This is a genomic window from Micrococcus sp. 63XJN7_8_ISO-PGPR-S23-253, assembly GCF_056173425.1.
The window spans coordinates 308500-322730 of record NZ_CM149673.1; the positions used below are offsets into that span (position 1 = coordinate 308500).

Annotated in this window: 12 protein-coding genes; 7 read left to right on the forward strand and 5 right to left on the reverse strand. The window is 70.3% G+C overall.

Annotated elements, in window-relative coordinates:
* Nucleotides 1-3 precede the first annotated feature (3 nt).
* Genes AC0VX4_RS01460 through AC0VX4_RS01480 form a run of 5 tightly spaced genes read left to right on the forward strand, consistent with a single transcriptional unit; the run spans nt 4 to nt 8041 of the window.
* The gene (locus AC0VX4_RS01460; RefSeq protein ID WP_060775114.1) at nt 4-3270 is read left to right on the forward strand and encodes a type I restriction endonuclease subunit R; all 3267 of its coding nucleotides are present in this window, start codon (nt 4-6) and stop codon (nt 3268-3270) included.
* A gap of 1 nt (nt 3271) precedes the next feature.
* The gene (locus AC0VX4_RS01465; RefSeq protein WP_060775113.1) at nt 3272-4198 is read left to right on the forward strand and encodes a GIY-YIG nuclease family protein; all 927 of its coding nucleotides are present in this window, start codon (nt 3272-3274) and stop codon (nt 4196-4198) included.
* Nucleotides 4198-5739: a DUF262 domain-containing protein gene (locus AC0VX4_RS01470; protein ID WP_060775112.1), complete on the forward strand. Its 1542-nt coding sequence runs from the start codon at nt 4198-4200 to the stop codon at nt 5737-5739. The genes AC0VX4_RS01465 and AC0VX4_RS01470 overlap by 1 nt, the downstream gene beginning before the upstream one ends.
* A complete protein-coding gene (locus AC0VX4_RS01475; protein ID WP_060775111.1) occupies nt 5729-7786 on the forward strand; it encodes a GmrSD restriction endonuclease domain-containing protein in 2058 nt (685 codons plus the stop codon). Before AC0VX4_RS01470 ends, AC0VX4_RS01475 begins: the two co-directional genes overlap by 11 nt.
* Nucleotides 7787-7831: 45 nt before the next feature.
* Nucleotides 7832-8041, forward strand: coding sequence for a hypothetical protein (locus AC0VX4_RS01480; RefSeq protein WP_002857973.1), 210 nt, complete (start codon nt 7832-7834; stop codon nt 8039-8041).
* A 101-nt stretch (nt 8042-8142) separates the two neighbouring features.
* Here the strand turns inward: AC0VX4_RS01480 and AC0VX4_RS01485 are convergent, their stop codons facing one another.
* A complete protein-coding gene (locus tag AC0VX4_RS01485; protein WP_060775110.1) occupies nt 8143-8943 on the reverse strand; it encodes an enoyl-CoA hydratase/isomerase family protein in 801 nt (266 codons plus the stop codon).
* Nucleotides 8944-8964: 21 nt separating this feature from the next.
* On the opposite strand from AC0VX4_RS01485, the gene AC0VX4_RS01490 reads away from it, so the two are divergent.
* Nucleotides 8965-9093 carry a hypothetical protein gene (locus AC0VX4_RS01490; protein ID WP_255351296.1) on the forward strand — a complete coding sequence of 43 codons (129 nt, stop codon included), beginning with the start codon at nt 8965-8967 and terminating at the stop codon, nt 9091-9093.
* Between the two features lie 9 nt (nt 9094-9102).
* Here AC0VX4_RS01490 and AC0VX4_RS01495 read toward each other — a convergent pair whose 3' ends face one another.
* Nucleotides 9103-9645: a MarR family winged helix-turn-helix transcriptional regulator gene (locus tag AC0VX4_RS01495; RefSeq protein WP_002857975.1), complete on the reverse strand. Its 543-nt coding sequence runs from the start codon at nt 9643-9645 to the stop codon at nt 9103-9105.
* A 132-nt stretch (nt 9646-9777) separates the two neighbouring features.
* Here AC0VX4_RS01495 and AC0VX4_RS01500 point away from each other — a divergent pair, with 132 nt between their 5' ends.
* Entirely contained in the window at nt 9778-10164 is a 387-nt protein-coding gene (locus tag AC0VX4_RS01500; RefSeq protein ID WP_044658809.1) for a hypothetical protein, read from the forward strand.
* Between the two features lie 9 nt (nt 10165-10173).
* Here the strand turns inward: AC0VX4_RS01500 and AC0VX4_RS01505 are convergent, their stop codons facing one another.
* The 3 genes from AC0VX4_RS01505 to AC0VX4_RS01515 are packed head-to-tail and all read right to left on the reverse strand — an operon-like array spanning nt 10174 to nt 14143.
* A complete protein-coding gene (locus AC0VX4_RS01505; protein WP_060775109.1) occupies nt 10174-11373 on the reverse strand; it encodes an acyl-CoA dehydrogenase family protein in 1200 nt (399 codons plus the stop codon).
* Complete coding sequence (locus tag AC0VX4_RS01510; RefSeq protein ID WP_060775108.1) at nt 11373-12974, reverse strand: fatty acyl-CoA synthetase; 1602 nt, start codon at nt 12972-12974, stop codon at nt 11373-11375. The genes AC0VX4_RS01505 and AC0VX4_RS01510 overlap by 1 nt, the downstream gene beginning before the upstream one ends.
* A gap of 20 nt (nt 12975-12994) precedes the next feature.
* Nucleotides 12995-14143: an acetyl-CoA C-acetyltransferase gene (locus AC0VX4_RS01515; protein ID WP_060775107.1), complete on the reverse strand. Its 1149-nt coding sequence runs from the start codon at nt 14141-14143 to the stop codon at nt 12995-12997.
* Nucleotides 14144-14231 lie beyond the last annotated feature (88 nt).

The window sequence follows — 14231 nt, forward strand, 5'->3', positions numbered from 1 at the left end:
GCCATGGCCATCCACAACGAGAGCGAGCTCGAGACCTGCATCTGCGAGTACCTGGAGCAGCACGGCTGGCTCTACTCGCCCAACGATGCCGGCTACGACCGCAAGAACGCGATCTTCCCCGAGGACGTCCACGCCTGGCTGGCCGAGAACCAGCCGGAGGACTACGGGCGCATCGTGAAGGCCGATGCCCCGGCCTCCGCCCAGCAGGCACAGCGGGACCAGATCACCACCCGCCTGATCGACGTGCTGAACAAGCCGCAGGACACCGGCGTCGGCGGCACCCTCAACGTGCTCCGCAAGGGCTTCAAGGTCGGCACCTCCGCCACCCTGCGCATGGCCGAGCCGCGGCCGGCCACGAACCTGAACCCGGCCGCTGTCGCCTCCTACGAGCGCATGCGGCTGCGCGTGATGCGTCAGGTGCACTTCAACCCGGCCACCAACCAGTCCGTAGACCTGGTGCTGTTCGTCAACGGCCTGCCCGTGGCCACGATCGAGCTGAAGACCGACTCCACCCAGTCCATCGGCCACGCGAAGAAGCAATACCGCGAGCGCAACCCCAAGGCCACGCCGCTGTTCGGGTTCGGCACCCGCGCCGTGGTCCACTTCGCCGTCTCCAACCGCGAGGTCTGGATGACCACCAAGCTGGCTGGGAAGGGAACTTTCTTCCTGCCGTTCAACCAAGGCGACGACGGCCACGCCGGCAACCCGCTCAATCCGGACGGCGGTTCCTCGACCGCCTATCTGTGGGAACGGATCCTCCAGCGGGACACCTGGCTCGAGATCCTCCAGAAGTTCGTCTTCCTCAAGAAGGAGACCGTGGAGGACGAGCACGGCCGCTCGCGCCGGAAGTCCACGCTGATCTTCCCGCGCTTCCACCAGTGGGAGGCCGTCACCACGATGCTCGCCGCCGTCCGTGAGGAGGGCGCCGGCAAGTCCTACCTGATCGAGCACTCCGCGGGCTCCGGCAAGACCAACACCATCGCCTGGACCGCCCACCGCCTGCTCTCCACCTACGGGGCGGACGAGCAGCGGGTGTTCGACTCGGTCATCGTGGTCACCGACCGCACCGTGCTGGACGACCAGCTGCAGGAGGCCGTCCGGCAGATCGAGCGGACCTCCGGCACCGTGGTGGCCGTGGACCGCAAGAACCTCGGGGGAGAGGCCACCAGCAAGTCCGCCCTGGTGAAGCAGACCCTGCTGCAGGGCAATCGGATCATCGTGGTGACGCTGCAGACCTTCCCCGCCGTGCTCGAGCTCCTCAAAGGTGACTCGACGCTCGCCGGCCGCACCTACGCGGTGATCGCGGACGAGGCGCACTCCTCCCAGACCGGCTCCGCCGCAGCCAAACTCAAGCGTGTGCTCACCCCGGAAGAGCAGGCCGACCTCGAAGACGGCGGAGAGGCGGACACCGAGTCCATCCTCGCCGCCGAGGTCGCCGCCACCGGACGCCCGGAGAACATCAGCTTCTTCGCCTTCACCGCCACCCCGAAGGACAAGACCCTGCAGATGTTCGGCCGGCCCTCCGGCGAGTACGACGAGAAGGGCCAGGAGATCCCGGCCTCCTTCCACCGGTACACCATGCAGCAGGCCATCGAGGAGGAGTTCATCCTCGACGTGCTGAAGAACTTCACCAACTACGACACCGCCTTCAAGCTGGCCCTGGCCGGACAGAAGGGCGAGTTCCGTCCCGAAGGCGACCGGGCCGCCGTCGGGAAGCCGACCACCGAAGTGGACCAGACCGAGGCGAGCAAGAAGCTCATGCGGTGGGTCAAGCTGCACCCGACGAACATCGCGCAGAAGGTCAAGATCATCGTGGAGCACTTCCGCGCCAACGTGGCCGGACTGCTCGACGGGCAAGCCAAGGCCATGGTGGTCACCGACTCCCGCGCCGCCGCCGTCCGGTACAAGCGCCAGATGGACCAGTGCATCCAGGACATGGGGTACACGGACGTGGGCACCCTGGTGGCCTTCTCCGGCGAGATCACCGACGACGACTTCGAGCTCGAGAAGGTCACCGAACGGTCCATGAACCCGTCCGTGACCGGCGACCTGGCGAAGGCGTTCGACGGGGACGGCTACCAGGTGATGATCGTGGCCAACAAGTACCAGACCGGCTTCGACCAGCCGAAGCTCTGCGCCCTGTACGTGGACAAGAAGCTCTCCGGCGTGCTGGCCGTGCAGACGCTGTCGCGCCTGAACCGTGCGGCGCCCGGCAAGGACACCACCTACGTGCTGGACTTCGTGAACTCCGAAGACGACATCCAGGCCGCCTTCGAGCCGTACTACGCGGGCGCGAAGCTGGAGACGGTGACGGACCCGAACCTGATCCATGACCTGGGGACGAAGCTCGACGCCGCGGGCGTGTACGACTGGGACGAGGTCGACGCGTTCGCCGAGGTGTGGGTCGCGTGGAAGCCGGGGAGCGGGCAGGAGGGCCTGCAGGCCGCGCTGGAGCCCGTGGCATACCGGTTCCGCAAGGAGCTGGCGCATGCGCGGATGAACCAGGACGAGACGCGCGTGAACGAGCTCGTGCTGGTGCGCAAGGACATGCGGTCCTTCGTCAGCCTCTACGACTTCCTCTCCCAGATCTACGAGTTCGGGGACACCGAGCACTACAAGCGGGCGCTGTTCCTGCGGCATCTGGTGCAGCTCGTGGGCGATCAGCCCGGCGGTGAGGAGCTGATCGACCTGAGCGATGTGCAGCTGGTGAGCATCCGGCAGAAGAAGACGTCCTCGGGGGACATCGGGCTGACCGGTGGGGCGGCGCTGAAGGGGACGACCGCTGTGGGAGGCGGGCAGGTGCGTGAGAAGCAGCGCGGGCCGTTGGAGGAAGTGATCGAGAAGATCAACGAGATCTTCGCCGGTGAAGGCGTGGATGCCTCCCCGTCCCAGCAGGAGGCGTGGGTGAGTGCCCTCGTGGCGCCGCTGATGGAGGACGAGAAGCTGCTGGGCCAGGCCGGAGCGAACTCGCTGGAGCAGTTCCTGGCGAGTCCGAACCTGGAACGGTCGGCGATGGGCGCCGTGTACGCGAACGAGGACGCCTTCGCGAAGATGACGGACATCGTGGGCAGGGGCGGGGACCCGTCCAAGATGATCGTCGCTGCCATCGGGGAGTACCTGTACTGGAAGGTGCGAGGCGAGGGGACTGGGCCGGTGGACGTTGCTCATGGACAGTCCGCCGTTTTCGCTGACGAAACGGCCCCTTCGCAGGGCACTTCGGTCGATGAGAGGGCGAGCGCGACACCGTCGCGCGTCCGGAAGGGGAACTGAGATGGCACATCCCAAGACACTGCAGGTCTTCCTGATGGACGGTGCACCCACCGGTCGACTGAAGTGCACCCTCGACAACTGGACGGGCCTCGTCTATGTGGTGCCACGCACCAGCCTCAACGCGGACGGACACCCCGAGGCGTTCGAAGGCACCGGTGTGTACCTGCTGCTGGGGCAGGACGCCGATTCCGGCGACGACGTCGTCTACGTCGGCCAGGCTGTCGGGCGGGCCAACGGCAACGGCATGGTAGGCAGGATCCGGGAGCACGTCCGGAAAGAGGCGCACGACTTCTGGAACCGGGCCATTCTCCTCTCCACCCTCGGGGACACCTTCGGCCCCACGGAGGTGACCTACCTGGAGCACTACTTCCACCAGGCTGCATCCACGGCCGGGCGCTTCACCGTGGACAACGCGGTGGCGCCCTCCCAGGGCAACGTCACGGAGGAGAAGAAGGCGGAGCTGGAGGAGTACGCCGACAAGGCCAAGATCCTGATCAGCGCCCTGGGGCATCGCGTCTTCGAGAGCGCTGACGGCTCACATGCCGTGGTCGCGGCGGGCCGGGCCACCCAGGCGCCCGGGTCGGTGCCGGAGCGCACCCTGTTCACCATGACGGTCAACGGCGTGAGTGCGCAGGGGCACCCGACGCCGGACGGGTTCGTTGTCCTGCGGGGCAGCGGCCTCATGGAGGGGCTGCGGCCCAGCGCGCCCGCGGGTGTCCGGGCGAGCCGCGAGCGCTTTGCCGGCCACATCGGCGCTGATGGGGTCCTGATCGAGGACGTCTCCTTCACCAGCTCCTCGGCCGCGGCCGGATTCGTGGCCGGCGGGAGCATGAGCGGGCCGTCCTCATGGCGGGCGCCGGATGGGCACACCCTCGGCGAGGTCGAGGCCGCCTCGGCTAAGACGGGACCCATGGAAGACGACGCCTGATGGAGATGCACTCGACCGCCGCGGATGCCGCCGTCGACCATCTGCGGGGTGCCCAGAGCGACGCCCAAGGACCGGGGACGGGGCACTCCGGGTCGTTGACCGCGAACGTCATGACCGTCGCGGATGCACTGCGGGACCCTCGTCTCCGTATCCCCGTGTACCAGCGGCCCTATACGTGGTCCACGAAGAACGCTGTGCAGCTGATCGACGACATCCGTCGATTCCGCAGCGCGGCGTCCTACCGGATCGGCACCATGATCGTGCACGCCGAGGACGGCTGGCTGGACATCGTCGACGGCCAGCAGCGGTACATGACCTTCGCGCTGATCGCGCTCGCACTGCAGGAGGTCCTGGGCGACACCGCCGAGCGCGCCGAGCGCCAGCGTGCGGCCCTGGACAGTGCGGCGACCATCGAGCTGCCGCCGGGCCGCCGGGACGTGTCGGAGCGCCACGTGGTCGAGAACCACCGCCTCATCCTGCAGACATTCCGGTCCTGGGACAGCACCGAGGTCGAGGACTTCGCGGACTACTTCCTGGACCGTTGCACGCTGGTGCGCCTGATCGTCAGCGACCTCGACGCGGCCTTCCAGATGTTCGACTCGCAGAACACCCGCGGCCGGGCACTCCTGCCCACCGACCTACTGAAGGCCTACCACCTCCGCGCCTATGGTGAAGCCACATCGGACCGGGCGGCGATCCTCGCGGCCGTGCGGGAGTGGGAAGCCACCCCGCCGGTCGAGATCCACCATCTCTTCTCACGTCTGCTCTATCCGATCCTCCGCTGGAGCGCCGGTGAGTCCCTGCCGCGCGACGGCTTCACCGCGTCCCGGATCGGAGCGTTCAAGGGGATCTCCGCTGGGCCGACGGGCCTCGGCCGACTGCCCTGGGCGCGCGGGCTTCTCATGGCCAAGGCCCACGTGGACGACTACAACGGGCGAAACGCCGCGCTGATCGCGCACGGTGCCCTTCCTCCGCTGGAGTTCCCGTTCCAGCTGACCCAGCCTGTCACCGACGGCGAGATGTTCTTCCGCCTGGTGTATCACTACACCCGGCTCGCGAGGGCCCTCGGCGTCTCCGCGACGGACGCGGAGCAGACCGCCGGGGACGACGCCCGTCGTGGGAGGGAGAACAGGCGATTCCAGACGATCACCCGGCTCGTCCGGGCCGCCGGCACCGGCGCTGGCTACCGCTACACACAGGAGCTCTACGGAGCGCTGCTGCTGGCCTACGCAGACCGGTTCGGCGACCACGACATCGAGCGCGCCGCTCTCGTGCTCGCACGGCATGCCTTCGCATTGAGAACGCGGTTGACGCGGGTCTACCCGCGCTCCGTGGAACTTCACGCGCTGGGCCAGCACGGGGCGCCGGACCTGGAGGACCGGGTCAACCTGTTCCGCCTGATGAGGAGCAGCCTGGACCCCGCCGCCGTCACCGGGCGCGTGGCGGCCCTCCCCGGGCCGTACGTGGACGAGGCCTCCCCGGTGGAGCGTCTCTACTCGGACACGCCCTGGGACACGGAGGAAGCCCACGATGCAGACTGAGAAGCACGCGCCTGAGGCGCTGACGATCGAGGAGGTCTTCACCGCCGCCCGGCACTACCGGGTGCCGGTCTACCAACGGGCCTACGCCTGGACGCAGGTCGAGATCGCGACACTCCTCGCGGACGTGCGCCGCGCTCGCCTCCGCTCGGAGAAGCCGGATACGCAGGGAGCCTCGTCCGACTACTACCTCGGCTCGCTGGTGGTGAACCGAGCCACGACTCCTGAGGGCGTGCCGATCGACGAGGTGGTCGACGGGCAGCAGCGCCTGACCACGCTGACGGTGCTGGCGGCCGTCGCGGAGCGTGTCATCCGTGCCGGTGTCCTCGACCCCCGGACGTTGGCCGTCCTGGATTACGAAGGGCGCCCCGAGGCCGGGGAGGACCTCGCGACCCTCCGCCGTCGGGGCGCCCCCGCCGGGACGTCATTCCAGGTGGACGCCATCGGGGTGGCCGTCGAGACGATCGCTGCGGCCTGCCGGCGGGCCATGGACCGGCAAACCCCGGCAGACGATCAGGAGGTGATGTTCGACGGCGACGACCTCGCGTACCTCTGGAAGCATGTCCGGTTGCTGCGCACCGAACTTCCGAAGGGCACGGACCTCAACCACTATTTCGAGGTGATGAACACCCGCGGTGAGCAGCTCGCCAAGCACGAGATCCTGAAGGCCACATTGATGCGGCCTCTCGAGGACGCCACGGACCGGAAGGTGTTCGCGCACGTCTGGGACGCCTGCGCCGTTCTGGACCGCCACATCCAGCTCCAGTTCTCGACGGAACGGCCGAAGGGTGGCGGTGAGGCGGCAAGAGACGCCGTCTTCGGCGGGTCCTGGTCGGCCCTCCTCACCCGGGATTTCGCGTCGCTGCGGGCAGCTCTCGCGCCGAGCCAGACCGCGACGGCGTCGGGCGCCCGCACCATCATTGAGGCTCTGCTGGCCGCCGGGCAGACCGCCGTGGAGTCCGGGCCCCCGTCCGACCAACGCCAGGACGACGCCGATACCGGCGCCTACGGGACCATCGTCGACTTCCCGAACTTGCTGCTGCATGTGCTGCGCGTGATGCAGGAGAAGGGTGAGGGGGCCGAGCCCGGCCTGCCGCGGTGGGGCCAGGACTCAACGGGGGCCGTGCGGCTCGAGGACGGCTCCCTGCTGGAGCAGTTCGCCCAGCACGGCCATGGCGACGCGGCCTGGTCTCAGCGTTTCCTCGTGACGCTGCTCCGCATGCGCCTTCTGCTGGATACCTATGTGATCAGGACTCTGGCGACGACGGGAACACAGGCGGACGAGGAGAACTGGGTGCTCAGCCGAGCTCAGAAGCTCGAGACTGAGGCCGGCGAGCGCTCTCCGCGCCGACGGCTGGGTGTGAAGAACACCTTCCGGGATCAGCAGGTCCAGGACGCCGTCCGGAACCTTCAGGCCATGTTCCAGGTCACCGACACGCGCCGCACATCCAAGTACTTCCTGTACCGCATCCTGCGATGGCTGGATGCGCAGCCGGTGGACGGTGTGGACGGCGTGGCGTTTCAGCTCATGCTGGAAGATCTGGCGCGAGAGCGCCTCCGTGCCTATGAGGCGGACAAGACCTGGGATGCCGGCGTCAACGTCCCCAACTTCGTCTTCAACGCCCTGGACTACATCCTCTGGGACGCCGGCCGGACATCGCCCATGGAACGGGAACATCTGCGGGAGCCCCTCAGCGATGTCGAACAGGAGGTGCTCCGCCGGCGCGCCGACGCCTTCCGGTTCCGGTACCGAACCTCGGTGGAGCACTTCTACCCCGTGGTTCCGGGTGAGGAGCAGGAGGCCTTGACCGCGGAGGACGTCAACCGTTTCGGGAACCTGTGCATCATGGGCCGACGCGAGAACTCCCAGCGGAACAACCTGATGCCCGTCTCGAAGGTGAAGCAGTACTCCTCGGACGAGCAGAGCCTCAAGTTCCAGCTCATGGCCGGCATCCTTCACGCCGAGGGCGACTGGGACGTCCCCCAGATCAAGGAGCACGGGAACAGCATGCGGCGGGTGATCCAAGAGTGGCAGGGCAAGCGGCCCTGACACCTCGGGACGATCTGGCCTCAGGGCCCCCGTTACGCTCGCCCCATGAAGATCGGTCTCCGCAAGCCCAGCCTGAAGAAGTCCATCAAGGCCCGCACCACGGGCCGCGCCAAGCGTGCGATCAAGCGCAAGGTCATCCCCGGCTACGGCCGCAAGGGGATGGGCTGGCTGCGCGATCCGAAGCGCGCCGCCTACAACGCCGTCTACCGGCGCACCACGGTCGGCCTGGGCGACGTCCTGAAGATGTTCAAGTGACCTCCACGCCCTCGCGGACCTGACCGGGGTCGGCCCGGTGGAGGAGCGCCGCCGGCCCGGCCCGCCGGCCTGCGCCGCCGGCCCGGGCCGCCGCCCACCCCTCACCGGCCCGCGAACGCCTCCACCCGCCGCACGGCCTCCAGGTGCTCGGACGCCGCCGCGATCGACGCCGCCTCCTGCCGCACGTGTGCACGCAGCGCCTCGACGTCGGCCCCGCGCGCCAGCGCCTTCGTCGGCCCATAGGTGTGCGCCGGACCGGCCACCAGCTCGTCCTCGAGCTCCGCCAGACGCGCCGCGAACGCGTCGCCGGCCACCGCCTCGGTCGCCAGGCCCCACTCCACGGCCTCGGTCCCGGTCAGGCGCCGACCGCCGAGCAACAGCTGCGTCGCGCGCACCTGCCCCAGCACCCGCGGCAGCCAGTAGGACACGCCCGTGTCCGGTGTCATCCCGAGCGCGGAGAACGCCGTCACCAGCTGCGCGTCCTCGCGCACCAGCACGACGTCGCCGCCCAGCAGGAGCCCGAGCCCCGCCCCGGCGGCCGTCCCATTGACGCCGGCCAGCACCAGCAGGCGAGAGCCTGTGAGCGCCACCGCGACCTCGCCCGCCGCCTCGCCGAGCTCCTGGATCATCGCGCGCCGCTCCGGCCCGGCAGGCGCGGCAGCCATGGCCTGGACGTCCCCGCCGCCGCAGAAGATCCGCCCGGCGCCGGTCAGCGTGAGCACGTGCACGGACTCGTCCGCCTCGGCCGCGGCGATCGCCGCGAGCACCTCGCGCGCCATCGTCAGTCCGAGCGCGTTGCCCTTCGCGGGCCGGTTCAGCGTCAGCCGCACGACGCCGGGCCGCGTCTCGACGAGGACGGCGGGGGCGTCGTCGGAGGAAGAAGGGGTGGGTGCGGTGCTCATGTCAGCTCCTGGGGTTGGCGGGTGCGGTGCACGGGTGCCGGCCGCGAGGACGGCCGGCCGGGCATGGGGTGGGTGCGCGATCCGAAGCGCGCCGCCTACAACGCGGTCTACAAGCGCACCACGTTCAGCGTCTGGGACCTGTTCCGCTGAGTCTGTTCCTCACGCGGGCTGGTCCGCCTCGTCCTCGTCATGCTCCTCCACGCTGCGGATCAGGGCCCGCAGGAACGCGGCCGCGCCGGCGAGCTCGGCCGGGGTGAGGCCCTCCACCGCGGCGAGCATACTGCGGTGCATGGCGCCCAGGGTGGCGCGGACCTCGTGGTCCGTCTTGGCCGTCGGTTCCACCACCACGGATCGGCGGTCCTGTGGGTGGGGCGCCCGTCGGGCGTAGCCGTCTCGGACCAGTCGGTCCACCAGGGCGCTGGCGGAGGCCGGGGTGATCTCCAGGGCGCTGGCCAGATCCCGCTGACGGACCTTGTGGCCGCGTCGGTCGGCCCGCAGCAGGTAACGCAGGGCTGACAGGTGGGTCTCTCCCATCCCCATGCTGTCCCGGGTGCGGGCGCGCATGCGCCGTTCGGCCTCCCGGTAGCGTCGCAGCAGGTTGAGCACGTCCACGGGTTCGATCTCGCGGGCGCCGCGGGTGTACCAGTAGCCCGACGTCGGTTCGCCATCCGTGCTGGTCAGCGTGGTGTGCTCCTCACCCATGCGCTCTTGAACCTCCCTGTTCACGTCACCCCGAAAATTTGGTTAGTCTTCCTAACGCATAGTTAGACTAACATTTTCCAGGTCACGGCGATCTCTGTGAGGGGGCGCCCGGGCCGCGGCGAGAGGAATGTCATGACAGCAACGCTGGAGGCCCCCCAGGCCATGGGGCGGACCCTGTCCGCCGTCCCGCCCGTCCTCGAGTCCCCGGCGCCGCAGCCCGCCGCCTTCCGTCAGCGCTGCGCCCTCCTGGCCATGAGTGCCGCGCGGGCCGTCACCGTGTTCCCCGAGGTCGCTGAGGCCAGGTTCGCCATCACCGGCACCCCCTCCGCCCCCGCGCTGGAGGTGGACTGCATCCTGCGGGACGGAGAGGACACCGCGGCGGTCATCGAGACCATCACGGTGCACCTCGTCGAGGACCTCGAGGAGCTGCTCGGCGCACGGTTCCACGAACGTCGGCTGGAGCTGGTCGTGGACCGCAGCCTGCCCCGGGTGGGCGTGGGAGTCGTCTCCGCGCCCTGAGGGAGGCGCTCACGCGAACGCGCTCATCCCGGTCAGGTCCCGGCCGAGGATCAACGCCTGCACGGACTCGGTGCCCTCGTAGGTGTGCAGCGCCTCGACGTCGGCGAAGTGCCGCATCACCCGGTGCTCGAGGAGGATGCCGTTGCCGCCGAGCATGTCCCGGGCGATCTGCGCCACCCGCCGCGCACCCCGGGTGCAGGCGTACTTCAGCAGGGAGGCCTGCTCGTCACGCAGCCGCCCGGCCGCCTGCAGGCGGGCCACGGCCACGCAGCGGGTCTGCATGGCGGTCACCTCGTCCAGCATCTGCGCGAGCCGTTCCTGCACCATCTGGTGCGCCCCCAGCGGCTTGCCGAACTGCTCCCGCTGCCGGGCGTACGCCAGCGCGGCCTCGAACATGGCGGTCGCGTGGCCCAGCGCGGACCACCCCACGTTCACGCGGGTGGCCACCAGCACGCGCGCGGCGTCCTTGAACGTCGACACGCCCGGCAGCCGCGCGTCGTCGCCCACCCGCACGTCGGTCAGCGTGATCTCGGCCTGGTGGATCGCCCGCAGCGCGCCCTTGCCCGTGATCACCTCGGCCTCGTAGCCGGGTGTGGACTGCTCCACCACGAAGCCCTTGACCTGGCCGTCCTCGGTATCGCGCGCCCACACGATCGTGATGCCCCCGGCGGCGCCGTTGCCGATCCACTTCTTGGCGCCGTTCAGCACCCAGCCGCCGGCGCCGTCGGGCCGCGCGGACGTCTCGAGGGACACCGAGTCCGAGCCGTGCAGCGGCTCCGTGAGTGCGAACCCGCCCGGCAGCGTGCCGCGCGCCACCGGTTCGAGGTACCGCTCCTTCTGCTCCGGGCTCGCGCAGTGCACCAGGGCGCGCAGCACGAGCCCGCCCTGCACGGCCGCAGCCGCTGCCATCGATCCGTCCGCCCGGGAGATCTCCATCGCCACCAGGCCCGCCGCCAACGGCGACATCACCGCGTGCCCCGGCACCTCCAGCCCATCGGTGAGCAGGTCCAGCTCACCCGCCCGCGCCACCAGGTCCAACGGGTACTCCGCCCGGTCCCAGTGCCCGTCGATCCGTTCGAGCACCTCCCGGCCGTAGGCGCGGGCGCGGTCCCAGTGCGCGCGGTCCTCCTCCGTCGCCTCCCCGAACGCGTCCAGGTAGTCCACGTCCAGGGGCGTGACGACGTCGTAGGTCGGCTTCTGCCTGCGCATCACCGGGCCTCCTGCGTCCGCTCGGCGCGCAGCGCGCGCTTGAGCAGCTTGCCCGACTGGTTCCGCGGCAGCTCCGCCACGAAGTCCACGCGCTTGGGCACCTTGAAGCCCGCCAGCCGCTCCTTCACGTGGGCGCGCACGGTCTCCGCGGTCAGCTCGGCGCCCTCCTTGAGCACGACGACGGCGGTCACCGCCTCGATCCAGCGCTCGTCCGGCAGGCCGATGACGGCGACCTCGGCCACCTCGTCGAGCTCGTAGATCGCGTCCTCGACCTCGCGCGGCGCGACCAGCACGCCGCCCGTGTTGATGACGTCCTTGATGCGGTCCACCACCTGGATGTAGCCGGCGGCGTCCTGGGTGACCTGGTCGCCGGAGCGGAACCAGCCGTCGTCGGTGAAGGCGTCCGCGGTGGCGTCCGGGCGGTTCCAGTAGCCGGAGAGCAGCTGCGGCGAGCGGTACTGGATCTCGCCGGGCTCGCCGGGCGCGGCGGGGGCGCCGTCGGCCGTCATCACCCGCGCCTCCACGTGGAACACGGGGCGGCCGCATGAGGCCGGCCGCGCGTCGTGCTCCTCGGGGCGCAGCACGGTGCACAGCGGGCCCAGCTCGGACTGGCCGAAGCAGTTGTAGAAGCCGATGCCCGGCTGACTCTGACGGAGGCGCTGCAGCACGGTCACCGGCATGATCGAGGCGCCGTACTGGGCCTTGCGCAGCGAGGAGAGGTCGCGTGTGGCGAGGTCCGGGTGGTTCGCCAGCGGCACCCAGACGGTGGGCGCCAGGAACAGGGAGCCGATGTGCTCGGTCTCCACCAGCTCGAGCATCCGGGGGATGTCCGGGGCGGCCAGCAGGCGCACCGTGGCGCCGAGGCTCAGGTAGGGGAGCAGGAACACGTGCATCGCGGCCGAGTGGTACAGCGGCATGGCCACGAGGGGGCGGTCCTCGGCCGTGAAGTCCAGCGCGATGATCGAGGAGAGGTACTCCGCCACGAGCGCCCGGTGGGACATCATGGCGCCCTTGGGAGTGGAGGTGGTGCCGGAGGTGTAGAGCAGCTGGGCCAGGTCGGTGGCCGACACCTCCGCCTCCGGGGCGGCGGCGTCCAACGTCTCGTCCCGGGCGGTCTGAAGCACGGAGGGCTCGGCGTGGCCGGCGGGGAGCATGGTCCACACGTGCCGCAGAGCCGACGCGCGGCCCTCGGCCCGGACCTGGTCGACCCGCTCGAGCATGCCGGCGTCGGCCACGAGCAGCTCCGCGCCGGAGTCCTCGAGGGCGTGCGCGAGCTCGCCGCCCTTGAGCGCGAAGTTCACGGGCACGTGCACGTAGCCGGCCGTGACGCAGGCAAGGAAGAGCAGCGCGTAGGCGTCCGAGTTGGTGGCGTAGGCGGCCACCCGGGTGCCGGCCGGCAGGCCGGTGTCCTGGAGGCGGCGGGCCACGCGGTGCGCTCCGTCCCGGAGCTGGGCGTAGGTCCAGTCGCGGTCCTCGAAGCGCAGGGCGACGGCTTGCGGGGAGCGGGCGACCGCGCGTGCGAACACGCGGCCGATCGTGTCCTCCGGGGCGGGGGAGGGGTGGGCGGCGGTGTCGGTGGGGTGGGTGATCTGGCCTCGCATGGGAACCTCCGGGGGACGGGTCAGAGACGTTCGATCACGGTGACGTTGGCCTGGCCGCCGCCCTCGCACATGGTCTGCAGGCCGTAGCGGCCGCCGCTGCGCTCGAGCTCGTGCAGCAGCGAGGTCATCAGGCGGGCGCCGGTGGCGCCGATGGGGTGGCCCAGGGCGATCGCCCCGCCGTTGACGTTGACCTTCGCCGGGTCCGCGCCGGTCTCGGTCAGCCAGGCCAGCACGACGGCGGCGAACGCCTCGTTGATCTCCACGAGGTCCATGTCGTCGATGGTCAGGCCCATGCGGTCGAGCGCGTACGCCGTCGCCGGGATCGGGGCGGAGAGCATCATGACGGGGTCGGCGCCGCGGGCGGAGAGGTGGTGGATGCGGGCTCGCGGGGTGAGGCCGTGGCGGCGCACGGCCTCCTCGGAGGCGAGCAGGAGGGCGGCCGCGCCGTCGGACATCTGGGACGCGGTGGCCGCGGTGTGCAGCCCGCCGGGGACGATCGGGTCGAGCGAGGCGATCTTCGCGGCGTCCGGGGTGCGGGGGCCCTCGTCCGCGGTGAGGCCGGCGAGGGGCAGGATCTCGCGGTCGAAGCGACCGTCGGCCTGGGCGGCGAGCGCGCGCTCGTGGGAGCGCACCGCGAATTCCTCCAGGGTGTCCCGGTCCAGGTTCCAGTGCCGGGCCATCATCTCGGCCCCGCGGAATTGGGAGATCTCCTCGTCCCCGTAGCGGGCGGCCCAGGACTCGGAGCCGGTGAACGGGTCGGGGAAGCCGAGCTCGCGGGCGGCCGTGTTGGACCGGGAGAGCGGGATCGCGGACATGGACTGGACGCCACCGGCGACGACGAGGTCCGCCGTCCCGCTCATGACGGCCTGCGCGGCGTAGTGGACCGCCTGCTGGCCGGAGCCGCACTGGCGTTCGACCGTGGTGCCGGGGACGTCCTCGGAGAGCCCGGCCGCGAGCCAGGCGTTGCGCGCCACGTCCATGGCCTGGGGGCCGAGCTGGTCGATGCAGCCGAGGATGACCTCGTCGTATTCGGCCGAGTCGATGTCCTGGCGGGCGACGATCTCGCGCAGCGGCGCGGCCGCCAGATCGAGGGGATGCACGTCGGCGAGCCCCTTCCCTCGGCGACCCACGGGGGTGCGGACGGCGTCGATGATGTAGGCCTCGGGCATGGGGGCTCCTCCGGACGGTGGGGACGTGACGCCGATCACGCTATTGCTTGGACGTCCAACGATCAAGAGTGTGACGGGATCCGTCGGG